Annotated in this window: 21 protein-coding genes; 10 read left to right on the forward strand and 11 right to left on the reverse strand. The window is 41.9% G+C overall.

Going from position 1 to position 26,416, the window contains the following annotated elements:
* Positions 1–36 precede the first annotated feature (36 nt).
* The 4 genes from recD to FTU92_RS08655 all read left to right on the forward strand — a co-directional run bounded on the left by recD (position 37) and on the right by FTU92_RS08655 (position 6,680).
* Positions 37–1,779, forward strand: coding sequence for an exodeoxyribonuclease V subunit alpha (recD, locus tag FTU92_RS08640; RefSeq protein ID WP_218944552.1), 1,743 nt, complete (start codon positions 37–39; stop codon positions 1,777–1,779).
* A gap of 820 nt (positions 1,780–2,599) precedes the next feature.
* On the forward strand, positions 2,600–2,869 hold the full coding sequence (gene rpsO, locus FTU92_RS08645; protein ID WP_004975922.1) for a 30S ribosomal protein S15: 270 nt from the start codon (positions 2,600–2,602) through the stop codon (positions 2,867–2,869).
* Between the two features lie 261 nt (positions 2,870–3,130).
* The gene (gene pnp, locus FTU92_RS08650; RefSeq protein WP_171257431.1) at positions 3,131–5,218 is read left to right on the forward strand and encodes a polyribonucleotide nucleotidyltransferase; all 2,088 of its coding nucleotides are present in this window, start codon (positions 3,131–3,133) and stop codon (positions 5,216–5,218) included.
* 223 nt (positions 5,219–5,441) lie between these two features.
* Positions 5,442–6,680, forward strand: a complete 1,239-nt coding sequence (locus FTU92_RS08655) for a magnesium transporter CorA family protein (protein ID WP_180008399.1) — start codon at positions 5,442–5,444, stop codon at positions 6,678–6,680.
* 289 nt (positions 6,681–6,969) lie between these two features.
* On the opposite strand, the gene FTU92_RS08660 is transcribed toward FTU92_RS08655, so the two are convergent.
* From FTU92_RS08660 to FTU92_RS08690, 7 genes are all read right to left on the reverse strand, one after another.
* The gene (locus FTU92_RS08660; RefSeq protein WP_131261090.1) at positions 6,970–7,233 is read right to left on the reverse strand and encodes a YdcH family protein; all 264 of its coding nucleotides are present in this window, start codon (positions 7,231–7,233) and stop codon (positions 6,970–6,972) included.
* Positions 7,234–7,323: 90 nt separating this feature from the next.
* Positions 7,324–7,659, reverse strand: coding sequence for a chaperone modulator CbpM (locus tag FTU92_RS08665; protein ID WP_096901332.1), 336 nt, complete (start codon positions 7,657–7,659; stop codon positions 7,324–7,326).
* Positions 7,660–8,041: 382 nt separating this feature from the next.
* On the reverse strand, positions 8,042–8,503 hold the full coding sequence (locus FTU92_RS08670; RefSeq protein WP_004975935.1) for a DUF2147 domain-containing protein: 462 nt from the start codon (positions 8,501–8,503) through the stop codon (positions 8,042–8,044).
* A gap of 209 nt (positions 8,504–8,712) precedes the next feature.
* Positions 8,713–9,177 (reverse strand): DUF2147 domain-containing protein, encoded by a 465-nt coding sequence (locus tag FTU92_RS08675; RefSeq protein ID WP_004975938.1) that lies wholly within the window; start codon positions 9,175–9,177, stop codon positions 8,713–8,715.
* A gap of 258 nt (positions 9,178–9,435) precedes the next feature.
* The gene (gene hslO, locus FTU92_RS08680; RefSeq protein WP_180043898.1) at positions 9,436–10,311 is read right to left on the reverse strand and encodes an Hsp33 family molecular chaperone HslO; all 876 of its coding nucleotides are present in this window, start codon (positions 10,309–10,311) and stop codon (positions 9,436–9,438) included.
* A gap of 50 nt (positions 10,312–10,361) precedes the next feature.
* Complete coding sequence (locus tag FTU92_RS08685) at positions 10,362–12,203, reverse strand: monovalent cation:proton antiporter-2 (CPA2) family protein (protein ID WP_180096097.1); 1,842 nt, start codon at positions 12,201–12,203, stop codon at positions 10,362–10,364.
* A 72-nt stretch (positions 12,204–12,275) separates the two neighbouring features.
* Complete coding sequence (locus FTU92_RS08690; protein WP_004975947.1) at positions 12,276–14,498, reverse strand: primosomal protein N'; 2,223 nt, start codon at positions 14,496–14,498, stop codon at positions 12,276–12,278.
* Positions 14,499–14,650: 152 nt separating this feature from the next.
* Between FTU92_RS08690 and gspF the strand changes: the two genes are divergently transcribed.
* Both gspF and gspG read left to right on the forward strand, forming a co-directional pair.
* Positions 14,651–15,856, forward strand: coding sequence for a type II secretion system inner membrane protein GspF (gene gspF / locus FTU92_RS08695; protein WP_004975948.1), 1,206 nt, complete (start codon positions 14,651–14,653; stop codon positions 15,854–15,856).
* 76 nt (positions 15,857–15,932) lie between these two features.
* Positions 15,933–16,367 (forward strand): type II secretion system major pseudopilin GspG, encoded by a 435-nt coding sequence (gspG, locus tag FTU92_RS08700; RefSeq protein ID WP_004975950.1) that lies wholly within the window; start codon positions 15,933–15,935, stop codon positions 16,365–16,367.
* A 111-nt stretch (positions 16,368–16,478) separates the two neighbouring features.
* Here the strand turns inward: gspG and lnt are convergent, their stop codons facing one another.
* Together lnt and FTU92_RS08710 are read right to left on the reverse strand one after the other, a co-directional pair.
* Positions 16,479–18,035 (reverse strand): apolipoprotein N-acyltransferase, encoded by a 1,557-nt coding sequence (lnt, locus tag FTU92_RS08705; protein ID WP_180096099.1) that lies wholly within the window; start codon positions 18,033–18,035, stop codon positions 16,479–16,481.
* Complete coding sequence (locus FTU92_RS08710; RefSeq protein WP_004975954.1) at positions 18,032–18,871, reverse strand: CBS domain-containing protein; 840 nt, start codon at positions 18,869–18,871, stop codon at positions 18,032–18,034. The genes lnt and FTU92_RS08710 overlap by 4 nt, the downstream gene beginning before the upstream one ends.
* 197 nt (positions 18,872–19,068) lie before the next feature.
* On the opposite strand from FTU92_RS08710, the gene tusA reads away from it, so the two are divergent.
* The 3 genes from tusA to FTU92_RS08725 all read left to right on the forward strand — a co-directional run bounded on the left by tusA (position 19,069) and on the right by FTU92_RS08725 (position 22,190).
* On the forward strand, positions 19,069–19,326 hold the full coding sequence (gene tusA / locus FTU92_RS08715) for a sulfurtransferase TusA (protein WP_004975955.1): 258 nt from the start codon (positions 19,069–19,071) through the stop codon (positions 19,324–19,326).
* Between the two features lie 726 nt (positions 19,327–20,052).
* A complete protein-coding gene (locus FTU92_RS08720; RefSeq protein WP_131261088.1) occupies positions 20,053–20,709 on the forward strand; it encodes a hypothetical protein in 657 nt (218 codons plus the stop codon).
* A gap of 20 nt (positions 20,710–20,729) precedes the next feature.
* Entirely contained in the window at positions 20,730–22,190 is a 1,461-nt protein-coding gene (locus tag FTU92_RS08725) for an autotransporter outer membrane beta-barrel domain-containing protein (protein ID WP_180096101.1), read from the forward strand.
* Positions 22,191–22,327: 137 nt separating this feature from the next.
* Here FTU92_RS08725 and FTU92_RS08730 read toward each other — a convergent pair whose 3' ends face one another.
* Both FTU92_RS08730 and FTU92_RS08735 read right to left on the reverse strand, forming a co-directional pair.
* Positions 22,328–23,461, reverse strand: a complete 1,134-nt coding sequence (locus FTU92_RS08730; protein WP_104852982.1) for a hypothetical protein — start codon at positions 23,459–23,461, stop codon at positions 22,328–22,330.
* Positions 23,462–23,869: 408 nt separating this feature from the next.
* Entirely contained in the window at positions 23,870–25,582 is a 1,713-nt protein-coding gene (locus FTU92_RS08735) for an electron transfer flavoprotein-ubiquinone oxidoreductase (protein ID WP_004975965.1), read from the reverse strand.
* A 195-nt stretch (positions 25,583–25,777) separates the two neighbouring features.
* On the opposite strand from FTU92_RS08735, the gene FTU92_RS08740 reads away from it, so the two are divergent.
* Positions 25,778–26,389 (forward strand): DUF1285 domain-containing protein, encoded by a 612-nt coding sequence (locus tag FTU92_RS08740; protein WP_004975967.1) that lies wholly within the window; start codon positions 25,778–25,780, stop codon positions 26,387–26,389.
* Positions 26,390–26,416: the final 27 nt, after the last annotated feature.

Consider the following 26,416-nt stretch of genomic DNA (forward strand, 5'->3'; position numbering starts at 1 on the left):
AACAAGCATATTCACTTAAATTCAGCTCAAACGCCAATGCAGGCGTGGATGGATTACCTATGTCAGCCGCCATTTAGCAATGTCACTTTTGATGCTTCAGCGCAAATTTTGATGCAACAGGTACTCGATGCTATTCAGCAAGGGGATAGCTGTATTCCTGCAACCGCAGAACAAGTGGCGGCATTGCAACATTTGCACATGAACTTGCAGCGTAGCGCTTTAAATCCTGATCCACAAATTGCACCGTTTGTATTTGATGGGCAGCGTTTGTATTTGTATCGCTACTGGAAACTGGAACATCAGGTTGCTAGCGATATTTTACGGATTCAGGCGCAGCCGCCTTTGTCCTTTGAATTACAAGCCGAACAGCTTAATTTATTGCAAGATCCACAGCAGCAAAAAGCGTTACAGACTGCGGCAACTCAAAGTTTAAGTATTATCACTGGTGGGCCAGGTACAGGAAAAACCTATACTTTGGCGCATATTGTTGCGGTGCTTAATCAAGCTTTGCCAAATATTCGGATTGCGATGGCTGCACCAACAGGCAAAGCGGCACAGCGGATGGATGAAGCTTTGCAAAATGCCTTGAATAGTCAAGCTTTACAAATGTTTAATGTCGATGCTTTACGTCAATTACGACCCGTGACTTTGCATCGTTTATTGGGCTTAGGCAATACAGGCAAGCCACGTTTTCACGCTAAACAACCTCTACCTTATGACGTGATTGTGGTCGATGAAGCGTCGATGCTGGATTTAAGCCTGTCACAGATGTTATTGGCTGCCATTCCTGCGCAGGCACGTTTAATTCTGTTGGGCGATGCCAATCAATTGGCTTCAGTCGATGTCGGTACAGTATTGGCCGATTTACAGCAAGTGCCTGAACTCGCAAATAACCGTGTCAATTTAGTGACCACACGTCGTTTTGCTGAAGGTGCAAAAATTGGCGCAATGGCGAAGTTTATTCAGCAAGAACATTCTCCTGCACAGGTTTTGGCTGAGTTTGAACAGCAAGTCGTGGCAGCAGGTGAATTAAAGCCAATTCAATTTAAGCAAGTCGAAATAGATGCCCTACAACTGCAATATTTACCTCAGCAAAATGGGCAAATTTCAGCGGAAAATTTAGCGCATTATTATGATCAGCTGATGTATGGTTATCAGGCTTATGTAGCGGTATTAAAAGCACATACTTTGGGCTTGGAACAATCAAGTACAGCATTTCAAGCGCATGTTGAGAATGTGGTGAATGTATTTGATGATTACCGTATTTTAACCGCAATTCGTCATGGTCATTTGGGTTTACAACAACTGAATTTGCAGATTGAAAAACGCTTGTTGCAACAGTTAAAACAAACCAAACATGGCGATTGGTATGCAGGACGCCCCGTCATGATGACCTATAACGATTATCAACTGGGATTGTCGAATGGTGATATTGGCATCTGTTTTATGCGAGAGCAACATGATCAGCGTCAGTTTGAAGTATATTTTCCAAGTTTAAATAAGTGGGTGCCTGCAACACGCTTACCTAAAAATATTGAAACCGCATTTGCACTTACTATTCATAAATCGCAAGGTTCTGAATTTACGCATACAGCTGTGGTGTTAGATGCTTCGGCAAAAAACTTGCTGAGCAAGGAGCTAATTTACACTGCCATTACTCGTGCTAAAAAAGTTGTAAGTTTGTTGGTGGATACGCAAGCTTTGCAGCAAGCCTTGACGATTCGTACCCGCCGCAGCAGTGGTTTATTAGCCAGAATTAATGACGTTTTAGATTGTTAAGAAAAACTGAATAAGTGGCGGCTTTGTACGAAATGGCTTACATTGATTCGAGAAATTTGCGCATAGAGATTTCAAGATCTTTTTGAGAAGATGACTTCACATAAAAAGCTCAATAGGGATAGTTGAGCATAATCGCAGAATAATAACGATAAATGTCGAATGACAGCGAACTGACAGGACGTGAGTGAGAAGAGGAAACTTACAGCCGCTAAGCCTTGTAGTTTTGGGAGAGACTACAGGGCTTTTTTATGCCTGTAAGTTTGGGTGATTTGCAAAATGCTGACAATGCTTACCTGTTGTAAGAAAAAGCTTACAAATAGATACGAGAAATACGACTTCTTTCACTTTACTATTGTGGCAAAATCTACCACACAAGGACGTGAAAGCAAGAACAGGAATGTTCAGAGAATAAGACGCGAAAACGCGCAAATAACCACAATAAACAAAACAATAAGAATAATAAGACAAGAAACTACAGCGCAAAAACAGCCCGAGCTATGCTCGGGCTGTTTTATTTTAACGGCAAAATATTCCAGTAGATGAAAAGTGGTTGGCAAAATATTACATATTATCAATCATATACAATTGTATATTTATTTTCCGTAGGTACTTTATACCTAACATGATGTGTACACCCTCAGCATAAATCATACTTTTATTGGGACATCTCAAAATTAAAAGCGCTTGTTTGTCGTTCTGTTTTGCAATCGGCACGTTTTTGCCTTAAAATAATGCCCTTGCTGTAGTGATGCACGGCAGTCAATTGAGTAATCAATTGATCGGTATCAAATCTTTTTATTAAGCATCTCGGAGAAATCGAATGGCTTTAACAAACGCAGATCGCGCAGAGATCATTGCTAAATTTGCTCGTGCTGAAAACGACACTGGTTCACCAGAAGTTCAAGTAGCACTTTTAACTGCTCAAATCAATGACTTACAAGGTCACTTCAAAGAGCACAAACACGACCACCATAGCCGTCGCGGTCTAATCCGTATGGTTAACCAACGTCGTAAGTTACTTGACTACCTTAAAGGCAAAGATGTGACTCGTTACAGCGCATTGATTGCTGCTTTAGGTTTACGTCGTTAATTCGATTTAAGCTTTTATTTTCGGACTATTGCATGTTGAATGCTGTATTACTGAAAACTAAAGTATATCTAGCCTTGGCTAGATCAGTGGAAGGGGCGAATGATTCGCTCCTTCTTTGTGTTTAAAAATCGTGTTTCATTCGAGTGAGGTCGGCTTCTAAGCTTTGTCATTTACCTAAACAATTGTATTGTGAATGCCAAACCTTAGGGGTCTCCACGAGAATAATTGTTCACAAGAACTAGGAAAAAATAAAACATGTCGATGTTTAATATTATTCGTAAAGAATTCCAATTTGGTCAGCACCAAGTTGTACTTGAAACTGGTCGTGTAGCGCGTCAAGCCAACACGGTAATGATTACTATGGGTGGCGTGACTGTATTGGTTGCAGTGGTTGCTCAACCAACAGCAAAAGCGGGTCAAGATTTCTTCCCACTGACTGTTAACTATCAAGAAAAACAATATGCTGCAGGTCGTATCCCAGGTGGTTATGGTAAGCGTGAAGGCCGTGCTTCTGAAGCAGAAACTTTAATTTCACGTTTAATTGACCGTCCAATTCGTCCGTTGTTCCCAGAAGGTTACTACAACGAAATTCAAGTTACTGCGACTGTTGTATCTTCTGACAAAACCATGGAAGCTGACATTGCTGCAATGTTAGGTACGTCTGCTGCACTTGCAATTGCAGGTACACCGTTCCGTGGCCCAATTGGTGCGGCGCGTGTGGGTTTAATCAACGGCGAATACGTGCTTAACCCGAACTTTGAACAAATGGCGCAATCTGACCTTGACCTTGTGGTTGCAGGTACAGAATCTGCTGTATTGATGGTTGAATCTGAAGCAAAAGAACTTTCAGAAGACCAAATGTTAGGCGCAGTGCTTTACGGTCATGACGAAATGCAAATCGCGATTCAAGCGATCAAAGAATTTGCTGCGGCTGCAGGTGCAACTGAGTCAACTTGGACTGCTCCAGAGAAAAACGAAGACCTTCGTGCAAAACTAAAAGAAGCGTTTGAAGCAAAAATTTCTGAAGCGTACACCATTGCGATCAAACAAGACCGTTATGCTGCATTAGATGCACTTCAAGCAGAAGCCGTTGCGCAATTCGTTCCTGAAAATGACGAAACTGGCATTGCAGATGACTTGAACGAACTCTTTGAAGATCTTAAATACCGTACCGTACGTGACAACATCTTGTCTGGTAAACCACGTATTGATGGTCGTGACACCAAAACCGTTCGTGCGCTTGACGTACAGGTTGGCGTTCTAGACCGTGCGCACGGTTCTGCATTGTTTACCCGTGGTGAAACTCAGGCTTTGGTTACCACCACTTTAGGTAATACACGTGATGCCTTAATGGTTGATACCTTATCGGGTACTAAAACTGACAACTTCATGTTGCACTACAACTTCCCTGCATACTCTGTAGGTGAAACAGGTCGTGAGTCTGGCCCTAAACGTCGTGAAATTGGCCATGGTCGTTTGGCACGTCGTGGTGTGCAAGCTGTTCTTCCTGCAGCAGATCGCTTCCCGTATGTAATTCGTATCGTATCTGACATTACTGAATCAAACGGTTCATCTTCTATGGCGTCTGTTTGTGGTGCATCGTTATCACTTATGGATGCAGGTGTTCCATTGAAAGCACCAGTTGCGGGTATCGCAATGGGCTTAGTGAAAGAAGGCGAGCGTTTCGCGGTACTTTCTGACATTTTGGGTGATGAAGACCACCTTGGCGACATGGACTTTAAAGTTGCAGGTTCTGCCAACGGTATTACTGCACTGCAAATGGACATCAAGATTGAAGGCATCACCGAAGAAATTATGGAAGTTGCATTAAACCAAGCTTATGCGGGTCGTATGCATATCTTAAATGCAATGAACCAAGTGATTTCACGTGCGCGTCCAGAAATTTCAATGCATGCGCCAACTTTCCAAGTGATTAACATCAACCCAGACAAAATTCGTGATGTAATTGGTAAAGGTGGTGCAACCATCCGTCAAATTACTGAAGAAACTAAAGCGGCAATTGATATTGAAGACAACGGTACAGTGCGCGTATTTGGTGAAACCAAAGCTGCTGCACAAGCTGCTGTTGCAAAAATTCAGGCTTTAACTGCTGAAATCGAGCCGGGTACAATTTACACAGGTAAAGTAATCCGTATTGTTGAATTCGGTGCGTTCGTAAATATCCTTCCGGGTACTGACGGTTTACTTCACATTTCTCAAATTTCAAATGAGCGTATTGCCAACGTTGCAGACGTGTTGAAAGAAGGTCAGGAAGTGAAAGTACAGGTTGCTGATGTAGACAACCGTGGTCGTATCAAATTAACTATGAAAGATATCGAACAAGCGTAATGCTGTGTTGATGATCTGAAATGGTCAAAAAACCCGTATTCAATCTGAATGCGGGTTTTTTTATGCTAAAAATTTTGTTGCATCGTACAAACCATCTTTGTTGTATGAAAAGCGGCATAAATTACAGCATGTATTTGAAAAGAAGCCTGATCCATGCTTAAACTGAGTACATCTTAAAATCTCAAAAAACCGTACAAAAAAACTGAAATAGAGTGCCCGTTCTATGCAAAGTTATTATTTTTATCTGCATACCAATCATAAAACCAATATTTATGTGCAAAAACAGGCAATTGAAGGGCTTGAGCCTGAATTTATCTGGATTGATTGCACCCGTGATGATGTGCTTAACCGTGCAGAACAGTGGCAACAAGAGATTTTTCAGTACAGTCAATTATCGCTCAATGAATATCATGTGCGCGATATTTTAAATATAGAGCATCCATGTGCGTTTGATACTTTAGATGATTATGACTTATTGATTTTCCGTAAACTGATCACACCCGAAGACCGTATTGCAACAGGGCAACAAGTCGGGGAGAAACATGAACGGATTTTTGGACTGGCCACTACGCCGATGAGCTTTATTATGACACCGCAGATTTTGATTAGTGTGCGGGAACAGGGCAATAAAGTCATGGAAAGCTATTTGTCACGTGTGGAAGCAGCGGTACAACGCCCGATTGAAGAACAGAATAAAGCACGCAAACTGGCAGCAACACCATTAGATTTAACGTTGCGTTTACTGAATTTGGTAGCGGATGATTACTTGGATATTCGCATGCCGCTAACCCGCCGTGTGGAATATTGGCAACAAGAGTTGTTGCAGGGACATCGTCGTTTTACCCGTTGGCATCAATTGCTGCAAGAAAATATGGCGTTTCAGCAAGTTGAAAATTTATGTGAAGAGCAAATAGAAGCCTTGCAGGAATTGCGTGATGAAATTGTCGATAACTACCCACATTTACGTGGCAAAAAACGTAGTGAACGGCAGGATATTATTTTGGTACGTTTGGATGATTTGACCAGTCACATTGAACGAATTCAAAAGCATACCATTCGCTTACGCTCTGCAGTGCAAACCGCAATTGATCTGCATTTTTCTGCTATTGCCAACCAGACCAATGAAAACATGCGGATTTTAGCCATCATTACCGCAGTTTTTGCACCTTTGACTTTATTTACAGGGGTGTATGGTATGAACTTTGAGTTTATGCCGGGGCTGAAACACGCACAGGCCTTTTGGATCATGCTTGGGGTAATGGTGATGACTACTTTGTTGTTGCTGTATTATTTTTATCGTAGGCACCTTGTCGGTCTGGGTGAAAAAAGTGTGATTGATATGTTGGCACAGCAACATAATGACCAACCCATGAATTTATTTTGGTTTTTAGACTATGAACCCATTAAGCAAACCGTGAAAGGCACCATTAAAGAAGTTGAAAAACTGACTAAACTTAAATGATCTAGAAGATAAACTTACGGATGTGGTGATGGATTGAGTCCTGCATCCAATGCGGATTCACAAGATAATGTATTGATTTAAAAGTTGTCCACAGACCTCAAAAGTTATCCATAGGACTGATAAGCTTATCCACAGATTGAGCAGGATAGTCAGACATTTAGCTCAAGATGGCAGATTTTTGAACACTAGCTTCAGATTTGAATATGCCATCTTTTTTGCTTTTTGCCTTTTCTTGCTGTGTCCTGCATATCATTGCATTTAGATGTACGGTTTAGACTTGTATGAGCTTTTAAGCTAATTGATCATTTTGCGCTTTAAGCAGCAAGTGATACATTTCATCTTTCAGTCTTAATTTTTTGCGTTTCAGCGCTTCAATGTCATCATTAATCTGATGCACAGGATCAAGCTCTAACTGGCTAATTTCACGGTCTAGCTGTTCGTGATCTTCAAAAATTTTTGAAAAATGTGGATTGCTGTCGCGTAATCCCTGAATTAAATCACGAAACTCAGGAAACATATTTTTAATCTTCTTGTTGCAGTCTTTAGTTTTCATTGTGTAGATCATTCTCATCAAAAAAATTTACGGGCATAGAAAGAAAAACGCTCTAGCAAGGTGATGAATCACACAACTAGAGCGTGAGGATTAACTATGTTGAAAATTCAGATGTTTAACTTCTTTACGTAATTTTTGCACTTCATCAATCAGGTCAAGCATCATGGCGACAGCTGAAAAACTGGCATCAAAATCACGTTGCAGCCGATAGGCTTGGCGTGCACGGTTGATATCTTCACCAAAAAATTGGTGGATACGTTCGGCAGGGCGGGAAGGCAGGATGTCATATTCTAAAAGTTGTAAGACCCATTCAGGGCTTTGCCCACACGCTTCGGCAAATTTTTTTAAATCTAACTGGGTAAATTCTTCAATAATTTCTGTGTGCTGTCCGTCTGAAGTGATTTCACGATATAAAATAGTGGTCATGGCATACTCCTTCTGATCGAATTCAAACGAGTTGGCTCGCCTGAAATGAGGGATTGCTTTACATCAATAATTGGTGGATATCCAATAAGTGATTCTCTTTAATTTAGCCTGTGTACGCTGTAATAGAATCTTTTATTTGTATTCCTTTGGTGAAATTCAGCCAACCCTTTGCTGTGCTCACGCCTGTTATATTGATGTGTCAATTTGGCTTGTGCGTATAGATGTCTTATAGATATTAGTCTATTTTTTATTCAATGCCATCCTTTATTTCAATATTTTGGATTGAACGGTCGTACGGTATTTAAAAGGATTGTTTCAAAATTTGGTAATAAAAAGGGCTCTTTAAAAAGAACCCTGTAAATCAATATCTTAGTTTTTGGAATTAGTATTTTACCCAAGTCACGCTGCGACCAATCACTGAAACACCTACATAGCCACGTAAGGTGAGGCGCTTACCGTTAGCGCTTAAACGAGCTTTGCCTTTATAAACTTTACCGCCAATTGGGTCTAAAACATGACCTTGGTTAAATTCACGTGGGTTTTTAGCATCTTGTTTAAAGCCCCAAATAAATGGCAAGCCAATAAAAGGTTTATTCTTTAAGTTACCTGGACAATTGCTACAAATCACCATTTTTTCTGCACCCGGAATATTACGGGTTTCCACGATAATGCCTTCATAAGTGCCATCTGGCTTTTTGCGAATTTCGACATCGGCACGTGAATAACCTGTGCGATCATCAATGGTTTTCCATTTACCGACCAGTAGATCGCTTTCTGCAAAGCCAACACTTGAGAGGGTTGTTAAAACGAAACCCGCAAAAATCCCTCTGAAATTTATTTTCATGAACAGCATCCCCAAAATTGTTATTTTAAAAAATAGAGTAAAAATTCTATTTCGGGTTTTATAGCAAGAATGTAATAAACAAGCAAATTGAGCAGTGTGAGATGTCAGGCAGGAAAAGATATAAGTGTTATGGAGTTGGTAATTTAAATCTAATCATTCCGATAAAAGTGTGCAGAACACAGCTTTTATCGCATTGGTGAGGAATAAAATCAGTATTTCACCCACGTCATTTTGCGGCTGGCATTGGTGGCAAGGTCTACATTATAAAGGGTTAAATGTTTGCCATTGCTGCTTAAACGTGCACGAGTTTTATATTGTTTACCTGTGCGCGGGTCTAAATAGTCACCTTCATAAAATTCAATTTGATTGCTTGGCGTAGCTTTTAAGTGACTTAATGGCACAAAACCTAACAGTGGCTTATCTTTATTTTTACCCGTACAGAGTGTGCAATTTTCCAAACGCGGTGCACCAGGAACCGCACGTAGTTCTATAATCGTAGCGGCATACGCACCTTGTTTATCTTTACTCATGACTACGTCAGACAATGAAAAACCTGTGCGGTAGTCTAATGTTTTCCATTTGCCCAAAAGTGGGTCTGCATTGGCTGCATAAGCTAAACTTGAACAGCAAATCGCGCTGATGAATGCTAAACGAGAAAAGAACAGGGTGTTCATAAAATCAATATCCCAGAGAAGAAGCAGCCTAAAATATATAAAGGCATAAAAAAAATATGGGATTATTTATACCCAATTTACGCGGTATTTTCTAGTAATTGCATGAAAGTTTTGTGAAATTAATCACATGAAAAGTAATAAAATAATAGGTTTTGACGATGGTCATCACGTAAATAAAAAATGAGCAGAATGTACTGCTCATTTTTGATGAATTTTCAGCATTGCATCACATATTAATCATGGTATTCACCATGCCATTTAACTGAGATGTTCTCCAAATAAACCTAAGGCTTCTTCGGCACTAAAGCTATATTGTGTGCTGCAGAATTGACAATCCATAGTAATAGGGTTCTTATGTTCCAAAGTTTCACGTACCGCAGCAACACCAATTTGCATTAAGGCATTGGCACAGCGCTCTTTGGAGCAAGTGCAACCAAAACGTAAGGCTTCCACTTCAGGCAAACGCACTTGTTCTTCATTGTATAAACGGTACAAAATTTCATTGACGTCTAAATCAGTCAATTCTTCCGCTTTTAAGGTTTCAGTCAGCATGGTCACACGCGGCCATAAATCTTCATCGACCCGTTGTTGTTCTTCTTCACTGTTACGCGGCAACAATTGAATCAGCAAACCGCCCGCACGTTCGGCATTGCTTGCCAACACAATACGAGTTGGAATTTGTGCCGATAAGTCGTAATACTGCATTAAACATTCAGCTAAATTGGCTTTGTCCAAAGGCACAATACCTTGATAACGCTCACCAAATTCAGGCTCGATATTAATAAACAGTACAGGACTGACCAAACTTTTCAGGACGGTACTGCTGTCTTCAGCGCTTAAAAAGCGCGGGTCTTGTTCGTAGTCTGCCAACGCACGCACTTCACCCAAGTGGTTACATTCCGCCATGGCCCATTTAAATGTGCCAGATGCCTGAATTTGTAAGCTAATACGCCCTTTAATTTTTAGGGTACTGGCCAGTAGGGCAGTGGCGCAAAGCATTTCTCCCAACAACACTTGTACCGCAGGCACATAATCACGTTGTTTCAAAATGGTTTGCAAAGCTTCTTCGAGATGAACTACTTCACCACGAACAGGGCTATCTTCAATAAAAAAGCGTTGGCGTAAATCAGACATAAAATTCTCCATAACCCTGTTTTAATGGTGGCAATATTGTAAAACACAAGTCAGTTTGCTGCATCACGTGTTACATCAATATGACTGCTATGCAAGCCGCGTTTTAAATCGACACCCAAGGGCATTTCACGGTTTTGTGCATCACTTTCAAACAGGTGTTCCAGTTCTGCCAAAGCGTTACGATGGGTTTCATATACTTTTTGTTCATCGGTATAAATGTGCTGCTGTTGTGCCAAGAGTTGTTCATCATAATCACGGAACAACTCAATGCTTTTATAGGCATCTTTTTCATTAATGCCCAAATCGCGCAAAGCCTGATAGGCCATGCCTAAAGAGGATAAATACGTTTCACGCCAAATATAGGTAACGCCTAAATCGCGCAATAAGTGCACATGATGACGATCACGAGCGCGTACCAGTAATTTTAGCGCTGGATAATTCAGGCGAATATGCCGTGCCACGTTCATTGAGTCTTCAATATCATCAATGGCTAGAATAAAGATTTTGGCATGCTCGATGCCTGCGGCACGTAAAATTTCAGGTTGAGTGGCATCGCCATAATAGACTTTACCGCCGTAATTCCGCACAAAATCAATTTTATCCATATTGCTGTCGATGGCAGTAAAGTGCAGATGCTGCAAGTACGCCACACGGGCAATAATTTGTCCAAAACGACCAAAACCCGCAATAATCATGGGGTGATGTGTATCGGGAATTTCGTCATATTCAGGCGATTTTTCACGTTCTAAGCGAGGAATAATTTGACTGCTCATCAACCAATATAAAATTGGGGTCAACACCATCGACAAAGTCACAATTAAGGTCAGTGGTTGCAGCATGGACTGGCTGAGCACACTTTCACTTTGTGCGACACTGAGCACCACAAAGGCAAACTCACCGCCTTGTGCCAAGCAAGTCGCCAACAACAAACTATTGCGCCAAGAATATTGGAAATAACGGGCAATGGCCGTGAGGCTAATCAGTTTGATGAGCAGGAGCAGCAATGCACCGCCTACAATCAGCCAAGGGGTATTCATTAAGATTGCCAGTTCGGTGCTCATCCCGACGGTCATAAAAAATAAGCCTAGCAATAAGCCTTTGAATGGGGCAATACTGGCTTCTAACTCATGTCTAAATTCGGAATCTGCCAACAATACGCCTGTTAAAAATGCACCTAAGGTGGTGCTAATGCCCAGCACATCCATAATGCTGACCACGCCAAGTACAATGAATAAACCGACAGCAGTGATCAGTTCATGTGCGCCACTTTTAGCCACAAAACGAAAAAATGGACGCATGAGATAACGGCTAAATAAGAACAAACCGCTAAAGGTCGCCATGATTGCAGCAAAATAAGCAATGCCATGATGAGTCGATTCTGCACCTGCTAACATGGGAATGATGGCAATTAAAGGAATGGCGGCAATATCTTGAAACAGCAGAATGGAAAAGGATTGTTGTCCATAACTGCTGTTGAGTTGCTGCTTTTCTTGCAACATTTGTAGCACAAAGGCTGTAGAGGAAAGTGCCAGTGCAAAACCTATCACCACACTTGAGGCAATGCCTTGCTGTAAGGCAAAAAAAGCCAAGATTGCAAGTAGAATACCCGTGATGCCGACCTGTAAACTACCCAAAACAAAAATGGGCTTGCGCATTTTCCACAGCCGTTGCGGACGCAGTTCTAAGCCAATAATAAACATCAGGAACACCACACCATATTCTGCCAGTTCCTGAATATCATCGGGGTCGCTGGCAATATTGAATACGCTAGGCCCTAGCAAAATGCCTGTAAACAAATAGCCCAATACGGTCGCAATACCAAAGCGTTTTAGTAAGGGAACCAAAACCAATGAAGCGCCTAGAAAAATGGTTATTTGTAACAATAAGGACATGTGGTCATCCAAAGTTTAAAGCGGTGGATTATTGAAATAAGTGCTGATACAGCTAAGTTTCAATTTACAGTATTAGCTAAATTCTTGCGGATCTATATCTAAACTTAGTTTCATGCTGGATGGCTTTTCATGCAACATATTTTGCCACCAGTTCCTGATATAAAAATGTAAGCGTGCCCGATCTTTAGACAACAACACCATGTGTGCATGGAAACGTCCTGCTTTACGTTCCATTGGCGCAGGAATCGGCCCCCAAATTTCAATTAATTGTTCTGAATGTTCTCTAAGCCATTGTGCATGTTGTTGTAAAAATTGCTGGTTTAATTCCTGACTTTTAGATTCACAGCGAATCAAAGCACTGTAACGATAAGGCGGTAATTGTGCAGCTTTGCGTTCTTTTAAACTTTGTTTGGCGAACTTGCGGTAATCTCCCTCGACCAATGTGGTGAGAAGTGGATGATCAGGACGCACACTTTGCAAATAAACATCACCTTTATGCTCACCACGCCCTGCACGTCCCGCCACTTGCACAATCAGTTGAGCCGTGCGTTCAGGTGCGCGAATATCCACACTAAGTAAGCCTGAATCAATATCTAAAATTGCCACCAATGTCACATACGGAAAATGATGCCCTTTGGCCAGCATTTGCGTGCCCAATAAAATCAGTGGTTCGCTGCGTTGAATACGGTCATAAATTTTTTGCCAACTGCCAACACGACTGGTTGAGTCACGATCTACCCGAATCACATCTACATTGGGAAACAGCTCGTTTAAACTGTCTTCGACTTTGGCAGTGCCCATGCCAATTGGTTTGAGTTCTGCATGGTTGCAGGCAGGGCATTGCTCAGGTTTACGATGAATCGTACCGCAGTGGTGGCAATGCAAATGTGTATAAGGTTGATGATGCAAGGTAAAGTTGGCATCACAATTCGGGCATTTGGCTTGCCATGCACAGCTCTCACAAATCAATACGGGTGCATAGCCGCGTCGGTTTAAAAACACCAAAACTTGTTCTTTTTTAGCCAAGCGTTTTTTGATTTCATCAATCAATTGTTGGCTAATACCGTGCTGTTTTTTGGCAATTTTTAAATCAATCAGGTGGATTTTGGGCATGAGTGCCGTGCCCGCGCGTTGATTTAATTCCAGACATTGCATTTTGCCTTGATCGACTAGTGCATAGCTGTCAATGCTTGGAGTTGCCGAACCTAAAATAACAGGGCAATTTTCCAGATGGGCACGATAGAGCGCAACATCACGGGCATGGTAGCGAAAACCTTCCTGCTGTTTAAAAGACAGGTCGTGTTCTTCATCTAAAATAATCAAGCCTAAATTTGGCAATGGGGTATAAATCGCAGAACGTGTACCTAAAATAATCGAGGCTTTGCCCGTTTGTGCGGCTTGCCACGCCTGCAAACGCTTGGAATCATTTAAACCTGAATGTAAGAGGGCGATGTGGCAGTGAAAACGCGATTGGAAACGGCTAATGGTTTGTGGCGTTAGACCAATTTCAGGTACTAACACCAACACTTGTTTGCCCTGTTTTAGTACCTCATGCATGATGTGTAAGTACACTTCAGTTTTACCGCTACCCGTTAAACCATCCAGTAAAAATGCCTTATATTGCTGCCGTACTTTAAGTACGCTGTCGATGGCTTTTTTCTGATCTGGATTAGGGGTTAAAGGCATTTGCGCCAAAGTCACTGGCATTGGGCTAAAATCTTGGGCTTCCAAAACACATGCGCAAATTTCTTTATTCGCCAAGGCTTTTAGGGTTGCTGTTTCAATGCCTGCCAAATTTAAAATATTTTCAGAAGTTCCCGAAGGATGCAGCTTTAAAATTTTATAGGCTTCTTGTTGTTTTTCTGAGCGTGTAATTTTAGCTTCAGCATGTGCATCCAACAATTTCCAAGTACGTGCCAATAAATTATAGGGTTTGGCTTGGCGCAATAAGCTAGGTAAGGCACTTTGCATCACTTCACCAATCGGGAATTGATAATATTGTGCCGACCATGTCAACAAAGTTAAAACTTTAGGGTCTAAAATCGCTTGCTCATCTAACAGTTCGCTAATGGCTTTGAGTTTAAAACGTGGATCAATTGGGGTGTCGAGTGCCAGTTTTTCGACAATAATTCCGACCAAGTTTTGCCGACCAAAAGAAACCAAGACCCGCGCGCCCACTTCTGCTTGCTGATATTGTGCTGCACTGAGCATATAATCGAAGCAGTCGTAAAGATATACGGGTACAGCCACTCGAATACGATAAACAGGCTGTGGGTCTAAAGTGGAATCTGGCATAGAAAAAGTCGTATCGTCCTGTGAAAAATGGCTTCGTGCTCGACTTTGGCATGTGTTAGAGTGAGCACAGAATTTATATCTAAGAATATGAATGATTTTAGTGGTCAGACGCAACTGCGTTGCAAGAAATTTTGGAAAATTAGAGCATTACAATGCCAGCATATCAATTTACTGCCATTGACGCTTCAGGGAAGCAGCAAAAAGGTGTTTTAGAGGGTGATTCTGCACGACAAATCCGTCAGCAATTACGTGACAAAGAATGGATTCCTGTCAGTGTCGATACCGTTGAACAAAAAGATAAACACAGTGGCAAACAATGGTTTCAGAAAAAAATCACCGCCTATGATTTGGCTTTGCTGACCCGTCAGTTATCGGTTTTGGTGGCTGCTGCGATTCCTTTGGAAGAAGCCGTTCGCGCTGTGGGTAAACAAAGTGAAAAAGCCCATGTGCAAAATTTGCTGATGTCGGTGCGTTCCAAAGTTTTGGAAGGTTATTCACTGGCCAATGCTTTACAACAATCGGGGCGTTTTCCAGACTTATATATTGCCACCATTGCCGCAGGCGAGCGTTCGGGGCATTTGGATTTAATTCTGGAACAATTGGCAGATTACACCGAAAACCGCTTTGCCATGCAGAAAAAAATTCAAGGGGCGATGATTTATCCCATCATTTTAATGCTGATGTCTTTTGCGATTGTGATGGGTTTAATGACTTATGTCGTACCCGATATTGTTAAAACCTTTGATCAGAGCAAAGATGCCTTGCCGTGGATCACCGTGGCATTAATGAAAGCCAGTGATTTTATTCGTGTTGCATGGCCGTTTTTACTGGTGGCTTCTGTGGTGGGGGTATTGTTGTTGGTGCGTTTTTTACGCACCACCGCAGGGCATTATGCCTTTGACCGTTTAACCTTAAAGTTGCCGTTATTTGCAAAATTATCACGTGGGATTAATGCCGCGCGTTTTGCCAGTACCTTGTCTATTTTGACTCAGTCGGGTGTGCCTTTGGTGGATGCGCTAAATATTGGTGCTGCGGTCAGTAACAACTGGGTCATTCGTGATGCGGTCAATTTGGCGGCAGAAAAAGTCACTGAAGGTGGTAACTTGGCGACGCAATTAGAGCGCAGTGGTTATTTCCCACCGATGATGGTACAAATGATCAAAAGTGGTGAAGCCTCGGGCGAGTTAGACCGTATGCTGTCACGTGCTTCAGACATGCAAGACCGTGAAGTGACCACACTGATTTCTACCCTGTTGGCATTATTAGAACCGTTGATGTTGGTACTGATGGCGAGTATTGTACTGGTGATTGTGATTGCGGTAATGCTGCCAATTGTGAATATGAACAATATGATTTAAATCGTTTTGAAGCATCGTTCTTCAAACAGAATCTAAAATAAATGTCGAATTGATATAAATAAATGAGAGAGATTGAATGAAACAGAAGCAACCGAGTAAACAGTCTGGTTTTACCCTGATTGAAGTCATGGTGGTGATTGTAATTTTAGGTGTGTTGGCGGCTTTAATCGTACCGAACGTAATGGGACGTGGTGAAAAAGCCAAAGTAGATACTACGGTTATTACTTTAAAAGGTGTGGCTGGCGCACTCGATCAATACAAACTCGATAATCAAAAATATCCTTCAATGCAAGACGGTGGTTTAGATGCCTTGGTGAATCAGCCTGCTTCGGCTAAAAACTGGTTGCCAGGCGGTTATGTGAAAGGGGGCTATCCGAAAGACAGTTGGGATAATGACATCCAATATGTGATTCCGGGTTCAGAAGGTCGTCCATTTGATTTATATTCTTTTGGTGCAGATGGTCAGCAGGGTGGTGAAGGTACCGATGCCGACATTTATTATCAGCCTTAATAGAAGATGAGTTGAGTCTATATATTGATTCAGTGAACTCCAAAAAAACCGAGCGCTTAATGCTCGGTTTTTTTATGAATGGTTATTTCTAGCCGCTATTGAACAGTACTATTAACGACGTGATTTAAACGACACATCCACCTGACGTGGTCGATAAATCCACCCCATAATTAACAACAGCAATGAGAAAATCAGCACAGGCCAATCGCTGAGTTGGGTATACAGTGTTTGACCTTGCATGGCAGGCAGATCACCACGCAGCACAAATTCCTGATCCATTGGCGCTTGTTTGACAATATGCCCATGATGGTCAATAAATGCGGTCACACCTGTATTGGTGGCACGAACAAACCAGCGTCCATTTTCTTTGGCGCGCATTTGTACCATTTGTAAATGTTGCAATGGCCCTGCAGTACCCGTAAACCAAGCATCATTGGATACTGTTACCAAAAAGTCACTTTGGCTAGCATTGCGGCGGGTCAGGTTCGGATAAGCCACCTCATAACAAATGGCTGCCCCCAAATGATGCTGTTTAATTGCAAGCGGTTTTTGCTCAGACGCTCCACGTGAAAAACCACTCATGGATGGGTCATTTTGCATCGCAGGTAGTACCCAACTCAGTAAGCCTGAAAGCGGAATATATTCACCAAAAGGCACCAGACGCTGCTTTTTATACAAGCCTTCAGCCGCATCTCCCGTTGCCATAATGCTGTTGTAATACATTGGATGTTGCTGCACTTGTGATTCAGGCAAGTCCCAATACGGAATACCTGTCACCCACGAACTGCCCGTTTTTTCAGCCTGTGTTTTCATGGCATCCAAAAACGGTTCAATATCGGTCTGGAACATTGGAATGGATGATTCAGGCCAAACAATAATGTCGCGTCCCCATTCAGTTCGGGTCAAGCGGGTATAAATTTCCAAGGTCTTAATTTGGTATTCGGTTAGCCACTTTAAGTCTTGAGGAATGTTGCCTTGAATCAGAGAAGCCGAGAGTGGCTTTTCAGATTTTGCAGTTACAAAACTGAGTTGTGCTGCACCCCATGCACCCAAAAGTAAAATTGCCGATGGAATCAGCCAGAAGATACGCTTTTTAAGGACTTCAACCAACGCACAGGCCAGCAAGATGACCACAAAAGACACCCCGAAAATACCAAACAACGGTGCATAGCTATCCAAAAAGCGTTCGGTGAAGGCATAACCTGCAAACAGCCATGGAAAACCTGTAAAGACCCAAGTTTTCGCCCATTCAAAAAATACCCATAGCGGTGCAAAAGTCAGTGGTGTTTCAGGGAAAAACCGACGATATAACCACGTTTGTACGGCAGTAAACAAACCCATCAACAGCGCCATAATGACAATCATCAGCACGCTTAAAAAGGCATTGGTGTCGCCATAGACGTGAATGGATGTATAGAGCCAAAATGCTCCGACAAACCACAACCCAATCCCGTAAGACCAACCAATCAAAAAGGCCTGTTTCGGGGTGCGTTTGCTTAAAGTCGCATACAGCAAAGCAGGTGAAAGTAAGGCAATCCACCAGTAATGATAGGGAGCAAGTGCCAAACTAAACACTGCACCTGCCAATAGGGCAATGATTAATGGATAAATTAAGGGCAGTTGTTGATGTTCTGCAGGATTAGACAGCTTGGAAAAAAAAGTCCTCATTGACGTACGGCTCGAATCAGATGAATAGTGCGGGCATCTGCTTCAAGAATGGTAAACTCCCAGTTGCCAATCACAATCACTTGTCCTTGCAAATCACTCACCAAACCAATTTCCTGAAGCAATAAACCGCCCACAGTTTCTACTTCATCGTCAGAAAAATCTGCATCTAAAACATTATTAAAATGTTCGATTGGTGTAAGTGCTTGTACTAACCAAGTATTTGCCGTTTTTGGGTCGTGATCGGGGATGATGTATTCTGCTTCTTCGTCAATATTGTCGTGTTCATCTTCAATTTCACCGACAATTTCTTCTAAAATATCTTCTAAAGTAACCAAGCCCGAAGTGGTGCCATACTCATCAATCACCACTGCAATATGGGTTTGGGTGTTTTTGAGCATACGCAATACTTGGTCTGAACGAGCACTTTCAGGCACAAATAACGGCTGACGCATTAAGGCGCGAATATCGACTTTGGTTCTTTGTTCGGTCAGTAAAGGCAATAAATCTTTTGCCAATAAAATCCCCACCACGTTGTCGGGTTGGTCAGATGAGAACACAGGAAAACGTGAATGTGCCGATTCGACCAGTACATGCAAAATGTCGAGTAGCTCATCATCTTCTTGTAAGCTAATCATGGCGGTACGTGGGGTCATGACTTCACGGATTTTGGTGGCAGGTAAATCCAGAACACCTTCGAGCATTGCCACCGTATCGGGTTCTAAAAAACGACGTGAATCTTGTACTAATTTTAGCAATTCATCGCGGGTTTCTGGTGCAGTGCCTAACCATTTTCTTAGGCCACGCATACCCCACGATGGGCCTGATTCCTCGTGCATGATCTTTCCTAAAGACTCTTTATATCTAAAAAACTTAGCTTAATCATACCTTAGAAAATACAGTTGTCTATTGCTAATCTTGGGAGAAAATGACGGCAATTACGTCACGAGATGTGTTGCTGTGCGTAGCGGGAACACATAAAACAAGGCTGCGCTTTATGCTAAACTAGCCCGATGTTTTAATATCGAGTCTGTGCATGTCTGAACTTCCTGTCACACCTAGTATTCAACTGAATACCCGCGGTTTGCGTTGCCCTGAACCTGTGATGATGCTGCATCAAGCCATTCGCAAATCTAAGTCTGGCGATGTGGTTGAAGTGTTTGCAACTGACAATTCGACGTCTTGGGATATTCCAAAATTTTGCATGCATTTGGGGCATGAGTTGTTATTGCAAGAAGAACGCTTAGATGAGCAAGGCAATAAAGAATTTCATTATTTGGTGAAAAAAGGCTAATAGGCAAAAATTAGCCTCAGCACTTTTAGAACACTATAATTTAAACACGATAAAATAGTCATGTGATCCATATAGGCATATTTCATTTGCAATTCATGCAAGTTGAAATATGCCTTTTGTGTTTTTAGCCATGACGTTCAACTTTATTTTTAATTTTTCATCAATTTTGCATCAATCCAACCTGCTTCACAGTTTGAGTTAAAAAATGGCGAAACGATCCACGAGTTGCGTTATCTGCTACACATTTTTTAAGGAACTTTTCAACTTTTCTGCATTGATAGGGCAAGTTGTGTGCTTGTGCAAAATCTAACAAAGCTCTGTGTGTTGTATAAGAAATAATTTTTAGAGTGTGAGTTTAGTCTATTGTTTAGTTATTGATTTTTAACAAAATTATTTTAAATATTTTTTAATATATGGAAAAATTAGCCTATAATGCGATCAGTTTATTGAGTTCGATTGCAGAACATTCGGGGATAAAATTAAGCAGATTTGGGGTTTTGCTTGGTTTGAATGTTATATGGCAGTGTTTATGTTTTATAAGGCTGAAAAAGCTGATTAAGCTGTCGCATTAAAGTAGTCAAGTTAAGAAAAATAATTTTGGGGGGCTTAACTGATTGTCTTTATCTTAAAAAAATATGCCATTTAGACTGAGCAAAATCTGCTTAATTTTTTACGTGATCAATCATCAATAAATCTTGCGTTATCATCATTTTGATTGAGTACGGTATGATTTTAGATAAAAAGCAAAACTTTTCTTTAAAGCCACTGAGTGTGGCGTGTTTATTGACCATGAGTATCTCAGGCTGTTCATCGGGTTCAGGCTCTCAGTCAAGCACGGTTCAAGTCACTGATGTGTTGGGGGCAGAAAATGTCAGCCAAGAAGATCAACCGACTACAAATGAAGGCATTGGCAGCGGAGTAGAGCAACCTGTCGCACCATCTGCACCCATTACCGATCAACCTCCTGTGAATTTAGAGCTAGATCATGGCGATGTATCATCCAATGGTGGTGGTTTGAGTGGTGGCAGTACAGATCATGGCAATACATCACCAACTGAAGATTCACTTTTAGACAGCAATGATGCTGTACCTAGCGATGATGCTACCGTTTTAGAAAATAATGATGTCAATCAGCCTGATACGATACCTACACTTGAATCACCTCCGTCAGAAGCAGAGCAACCTGTCGATGTGGTAGCTCCACCTGCAGTAGAGCCTGCTTTAACCGACACCGTTTTGGTCGATAGTGCAATTCAAGATATTGAAGTACCACAAGATACATCTGAAGTTGAGATGGGTAGTACGATTCAAGAACTTGAACCCTCACAAAACACTTTAGAAGTCGAAACAGGCAGTGCATTTCTTGAAAGGAAGGCAATTTAACCATCACAGGCAACTATTCGATGCAGATTGCTGCAGATCAGCAGCAACATGCGGGTTTTAAAGCATGTTTTGGCAATTTGCTGACGGTAACGGGAACCGCCAATTTGGCAGGGACTTTGAACCTGTTTGATGAAGTGCCACTTGATCAGCCACTTATTACTGCACAAGGTTCACAAACTACCGTATTACGTGCGCAACAAGGCGTACAGCGTGAGTTCGATGCTTATCGCTCAAGCAATCCATTATTTGAGTTGACACAAGTTAGTTATCGTCCTGAACTGAATGCAACGGGCGAGCCTGTACGTGCGGCAGATACAATCAATACCGATGTGGTGATTACGGCAAAGCGTAAATCGACTGAAACGGTGGCGGCTCTTGCTGCTGAACTTGAAGGACGTACTCAGGTTGCCCGTAATTTAGATGTAGTTTTAGCAAGTCTTGATCAGAAACAACAGTTAGAAACGCTGGAAGATGCTGAAAAAGTTTTTGCCAATCGCTTATTTAACAATTTTGCTCAAACTATACGTTATAGCAATGCTGCTGAAAGTACAGTTTCTACGCAGGCATTGAATCAACTGTTTCATCAACTTGATCCAAGTTTTTATGCCAATACCGTTTTAAATGTCGCAGAAGAAAGCAGCAAGCAAGAACGTCAGTTTGCACAGCGTTTGGCAACCGCACAACCCAAACAGCTTTGGTTTTCGGGTGATTACCAAAGTTATGATATGGATTATGTCGGCTTAAATAGTGAGCGCCGTAGTCATCATCAAGGTGTTGGTGTGGCAACAAAACTGGCAGGGATGACCTTGGCAGCGCAGGCCGATTTCAGTCAACTGAACTTAGATGATGCCGTACAAACAGGCTCAAAAAATAGCAGTCAGAGCAAAGCCTATGCACTAACTATGGGGACAGCACAGCAGCTTAATCGTGATTTAAGTGTCGCGGCATGGTTAAAAGGCATGCAGGTGGATGTTGACGCGCAGCGTGGTCATGCTCAAGCACAAAAAATACAGTTTGATGGACAAATGTATGCCGCAGGTTTGCGTCTAGATTATAGCTATCCACTCAGTCAAAAAATGCAGATTCAACCGTATTTAGACGCTTCGTTCCAACATTATGTTCATGCCAAACAAACTCAGCAGGATGGTGTCAACAGCTTAGATGATTTGGTGATGCAGCGCTGGAATTTTGGTGCAGGTTTGCAAGCCAATTACCAGTTGAATCCAGCATGGCAATTGCAAGGCAGCTTGTATTACAGCCAACCGATTCAGGAAAAAGCATATTTAGATACCCATTATGTAGGCACAGCGGAGAAACTGAAGTTTGATGCATGGCATGCCGATCAAGGTCAATATCATGCTGCCTTAGGTTCACAACTTCACTTTGGACAACATAGTTTTCTCAATTTGAATTATGAATATAGCGGGCGATCACATAGCGACAGTCATCGGGTACAGTTGGCGGTAACGACTCGATTCTAATTGATCGTTTTATTCATGAGAAAGTCATGAAAAAGCGTAGATTTGCGTATGAATGAGAAGTTTGAATCTTGATTGAAACAGCCATGTAGATAAATCTGCATGGCTGTTTTTTAGATCACAGTCAAATGGACTGAGTTTTAGACCGCATAGCGACTCATTAAAGTCAGTGGTGCTTTGGACTGTAAATAATCGGCAGGAATAAATACGATATTGGCAGCGTGTTGCTGTGCTGCATCAATAATATGGTTGATCACATCGTCTGTGGCTTGTGCGCTGTCAGGTGCGTGCGCTTGATCTAGATAAATTCGTTGCTGGTCGGTATCGACCCAACCTGTCTGCATGTAGCCTTGTTGAACATATAAAGTATCGACATTATTTTGCAACACTGCCTGATAAATTTGCTGCAGATCGGTCACAACACGGTCACTGGCATAGAGTTCATCCAGTTGCTGCGCATGTTGCTGATGCAATTGTTGTTGATGGCTTTTTAGCTCGGTCTGAATACTGTCAATAATGTGTTGTGCGCTGCCTTGTTCTAGCTGAGTGACGTTATCTACACTGAAAATAATGGCATTGGGTTGGTCGCAAATAGATTCATAAAAACTGATATTGCGTCGATCACCCACAATGACCAAGCCCAATGGCTCACTGGCACGTACAGTTTGCACATTTTTATCGACACGGTTTAAAAACTCTTTGAGTAAACGGTCTTCATTGGCGGCTGTGGCACGTTCTGCACCGCTGGTGCTATATAAGTTATCATTTTGAACAGGAAATGCACCATGTGGCAGTCGTTCATTCAAGTCGCTGTCATCTACAGAAAACTCATGGATTACACGATCATTGGAGGCCTTAATCAGACGTCCAACTTCACGACTGATCACTACCACATAGTATTGCACTGCATAAGATAGCTCACGAATAAAATCACGCACTGAAAATTGTTGATCAATCACAATACGTTCTTGGGTAGGGAATGGCAGACGCAGTACTTGTGCACTGTCGGCTGTGGCAAAAATAGCCAGACTGTCTAAATGGTAGTTGGGATTCAAATCTTTGGTTTGATGATGAATCTGTTCTAAAATTTGTGCCACCAGACGTTTGTCATAGTCTGCCAACAGGCGTTCTTCGAGTTGTTTAAGTTGGTTTTTAAGAGCAATCACATCTTGCTGATTGTCTGGAAAGGTACGATGTGTGGGTAGAAATAAGCTGACTGCAGGTTGTGCCTGCACATTTTTAAGTTGGTTGAGGGTGTCTGTTAAATTAAGCATGTTGGAATTCCTCTTCTAATGAAAATAAGAAGAACAACCAAATGCTTGAGCAAGATAAAACTCAAAGTACTGCTTTATACTCCACTCAAGTCAGTTTTAGTCAGCATCTACAACATTTTGCTACCGTGCTAAGTGCTGCATAAAATGCCGAATAGCATTGTATAAAAGCTGACAAAACAACATTTTCGGTTGTTCAAGTCTGAAAAAAACGAAATAAAAAACTAAAAATAGAAAAGATAAAAAATAAGCAAAAACAGCATAACAAGGAAAGTTATTCAATCGCCTGCTTTTGAATAGAGAAATACCTGAAAAATGTAAGGGATTATGAGACCTTGGTAATTTTGTAAACTGTGTATAAAAAAGCAGTGCCGAGGCACTGCTTTTGGGTTTCTCAATTGCGATTCGCAATTACATATTCGGGTAATTCGGACCACCGCCACCTTCAGGTGTTACCCAAGTGATGTTCTGTGATGGGTCTTTAATGTCACAAGTCTTACAGTGAACACAGTTGGCTGCGTTAATCTGGAAGCGTTTTGAACCATCATCATTTTCCATGATTTCATAAACACCCGCAGGGCAGTAGCGCTGTGCAGGCTCATCCCATTTAGGTAAGTTTACGTTCACTGGAATAGAGGTATCTGTCAACTTTAAGTGTGCTGGCTGATTTTCTTCATGTACGGTATTCGATACAAACACTGAAGATAAACGGTCAAAAGTCAGCTTGCCATCTGGTTTTGGATAGTTCGGTTTAAAGCTGGTTGCATCTACAGTTTTGAGTGCGCTGAAATCAGGCACTAAATCATGCAAAGTAAATGGTACTTTAAACACGTTCTGGTCGATAAAGTTAAACGCACCACCCATCCATTGACCAAACTTATGCATTGCAGGGCCAAAGTTACGTGCGCTATAAAGTTCTTCTTTCAGCCAGCTGTTGTTGAATTTTTCAGTGTAAGCCGTTAGCTCTTTCACAAAGAAATCTTCGCCTTCAGTTACGCGAGCAATCGCCAAGTCACCGCCTTTTGCGACACCTGCAGCAATCGCTTCAAATACTGCTTCACCGCAAAGCATGCCAGACTTCATGGCGGTATGAGAGCCTTTGATTTTGGCAAAGTTTAAGAAGCCTGCATCATCACCAATTAAAGAACCACCTGGGAAGGTGAATTTTGGCAATGAGTTAAAGCCACCTTTGGTCACAGCACGTGCACCATAAGAAATACGCTTGCCGCCTTCTAGATACTGTTTAATTAGAGGGTGAGTTTTCCAGCGCTGCATTTCCATAAATGGATACATGTGTGGGTTGGTATACGACAAGTCCACAATCATACCCAAAGTCACTTGGTTGTTTTCTGCGTGGTATAACCACCAACCGCCTGAAGAACCTGTTTCACTTAATGGCCAGCCTGCACCGTGCATGACTAAACCTGGTTTGTGTTTTGCAGGGTCAATTTCCCAAAGTTCTTTAATACCAATCCCGTAGTGTTGCGGATCGGCATCTTTATCCAAATTGAATTGCTGGATTAAACGCTTACCTAAATGACCACGACAGCCTTCTGCGAAAATGGTGTATTTGGCATGTAGTTCATAACCCGGTGTGAAGTTATGCGTTGGCTCGCCATCTTTACCAATGCCCATGTCACCAGTTTGGATGCCTTTAACCGTACCATCGGCATGGTAAAGAATTTCAGATGCCGCAAAGCCAGGGAAAATAGAAACTTCTAATTCTTCGGCTTTTTGACCTAACCAACGCACCACGTTGCCTAACGAGATCACGTAGTTACCATCGTTATGCATGGTTTTAGGCACCATCCAATGCGGTGCTTGCTGAGCTTTTTCAGGTGACATCAAGAAGAAAGTTTTATCTTCAGTCACAGGCACATTTAAAGGCGCACCTTCTTCTTTCCAGTTAGGAAATAACTCGTTGATGGCGCGAGGCTCAAGAATTGCACCCGAAAGGATATGCGCACCAACTTCAGAGCCTTTTTCGACCACACAAACGGACAGATCATTTAAATTGTTTTCAATTGCAAGTTGACGAATTTTGATCGCAGCAGAAAGACCCGCAGGGCCTGCGCCTACGATGACTACGTCAAACTCCATCGATTCACGTTCGATGTGTTCCATGTAGGACTCCTCATATAATTGAAGGTGGCAACCGCATCAAGCAACGGTGCTGCCATGAGTATTTTTAGTTGCCAGACACAAATTTAATCGTGTCTTTTACAGTATGGGTAAGTATTGTGAGCTAGTATAGTTTTAAACCGAGTCTTAGCCAATTGGCTGAATCGTATTATTTTTCCGTCAGTAAGGTACTGCAGCATGAAGCATGACGATAATTCAATCAAACCGACAGAAAATGTAGCTACGGCTGATAATAAAAATTTAATGCACATTGCACAATATATAAAAACTGGACAGTCAGGTCACAAAAGATCAATCCCTCCTTTGGAGCAATGGCATCCAAAGCATTGTGGAGCAATGGATTTGCTGGTCAAAGCCAATGGAGAATGGTGGCACGAAGGTCAATTGATCAAACGTCAGGCATTGGTTGATCTGTTTTCTAGTGTGTTATGGAAAGAGCAGGGCAAGTTTTATTTAAAAACCCCAGTGGAACAAATTGAAATCCAGGTAGAAGATGAGCCTTTGTTCATCAATCAGGTTGATGTGGTCGAAATCGGACAGCAAAATTATATTCAACTTATCACTACACATCAGGATATTGTGATTGTTGATGCCGAGCATCCTATTTTTATGCGTGAATATGCAGGTGAGCTGCGTCCTTATGTGCATGTGCGTTTTGGTATTAATGCCCTGATTCAGCGTGCGGCTTTTTTACATTTGGTGGAATTGGGCGAGCTGAGTGAAAATGCGCAGGGCGAAACGATTTTATCGTTGAAAAGTGGTGATTTGCACTTGCATTTAAGCAGCTGAGGTTTAAGCTTTATTCATCCCATTTTG

It is taken from the genome of Acinetobacter sp. YH12205, assembly GCF_013418125.1.
Lineage (GTDB): Bacteria > Pseudomonadota > Gammaproteobacteria > Pseudomonadales > Moraxellaceae > Acinetobacter > Acinetobacter towneri.

What these genes read in the sequence shown, in the direction of transcription:
- gspG (WP_004975950.1), top strand. Translation starts at nt 15,933, where the DNA reads ATGAAACAGAAGCAACCGAGTAAACAGTCTGGTTTTACCCTGATTGAA.
- FTU92_RS08670 (WP_004975935.1), bottom strand. Translation starts at nt 8,503, where the DNA reads ATGAAAATAAATTTCAGAGGGATTTTTGCGGGTTTCGTTTTAACAACC.
- FTU92_RS08685 (WP_180096097.1), bottom strand. Translation starts at nt 12,203, where the DNA reads ATGTCCTTATTGTTACAAATAACCATTTTTCTAGGCGCTTCATTGGTT.
- hslO (WP_180043898.1), bottom strand. Translation starts at nt 10,311, where the DNA reads ATGTCTGATTTACGCCAACGCTTTTTTATTGAAGATAGCCCTGTTCGT.
- FTU92_RS08660 (WP_131261090.1), bottom strand. Translation starts at nt 7,233, where the DNA reads ATGAAAACTAAAGACTGCAACAAGAAGATTAAAAATATGTTTCCTGAG.
- FTU92_RS08725 (WP_180096101.1), top strand. Translation starts at nt 20,730, where the DNA reads ATGCAGATTGCTGCAGATCAGCAGCAACATGCGGGTTTTAAAGCATGT.
- FTU92_RS08655 (WP_180008399.1), top strand. Translation starts at nt 5,442, where the DNA reads ATGCAAAGTTATTATTTTTATCTGCATACCAATCATAAAACCAATATT.
- FTU92_RS08740 (WP_004975967.1), top strand. Translation starts at nt 25,778, where the DNA reads ATGAAGCATGACGATAATTCAATCAAACCGACAGAAAATGTAGCTACG.
- FTU92_RS08690 (WP_004975947.1), bottom strand. Translation starts at nt 14,498, where the DNA reads ATGCCAGATTCCACTTTAGACCCACAGCCTGTTTATCGTATTCGAGTG.
- FTU92_RS08720 (WP_131261088.1), top strand. Translation starts at nt 20,053, where the DNA reads ATGATTTTAGATAAAAAGCAAAACTTTTCTTTAAAGCCACTGAGTGTG.
- FTU92_RS08735 (WP_004975965.1), bottom strand. Translation starts at nt 25,582, where the DNA reads ATGGAACACATCGAACGTGAATCGATGGAGTTTGACGTAGTCATCGTA.
- FTU92_RS08665 (WP_096901332.1), bottom strand. Translation starts at nt 7,659, where the DNA reads ATGACCACTATTTTATATCGTGAAATCACTTCAGACGGACAGCACACA.
- gspF (WP_004975948.1), top strand. Translation starts at nt 14,651, where the DNA reads ATGCCAGCATATCAATTTACTGCCATTGACGCTTCAGGGAAGCAGCAA.
- FTU92_RS08710 (WP_004975954.1), bottom strand. Translation starts at nt 18,871, where the DNA reads ATGCACGAGGAATCAGGCCCATCGTGGGGTATGCGTGGCCTAAGAAAA.
- recD (WP_218944552.1), top strand. Translation starts at nt 37, where the DNA reads ATGCAGGCGTGGATGGATTACCTATGTCAGCCGCCATTTAGCAATGTC.
- pnp (WP_171257431.1), top strand. Translation starts at nt 3,131, where the DNA reads ATGTTTAATATTATTCGTAAAGAATTCCAATTTGGTCAGCACCAAGTT.
- rpsO (WP_004975922.1), top strand. Translation starts at nt 2,600, where the DNA reads ATGGCTTTAACAAACGCAGATCGCGCAGAGATCATTGCTAAATTTGCT.
- FTU92_RS08675 (WP_004975938.1), bottom strand. Translation starts at nt 9,177, where the DNA reads ATGAACACCCTGTTCTTTTCTCGTTTAGCATTCATCAGCGCGATTTGC.
- FTU92_RS08730 (WP_104852982.1), bottom strand. Translation starts at nt 23,461, where the DNA reads ATGCTTAATTTAACAGACACCCTCAACCAACTTAAAAATGTGCAGGCA.
- tusA (WP_004975955.1), top strand. Translation starts at nt 19,069, where the DNA reads ATGTCTGAACTTCCTGTCACACCTAGTATTCAACTGAATACCCGCGGT.
- lnt (WP_180096099.1), bottom strand. Translation starts at nt 18,035, where the DNA reads ATGAGGACTTTTTTTTCCAAGCTGTCTAATCCTGCAGAACATCAACAA.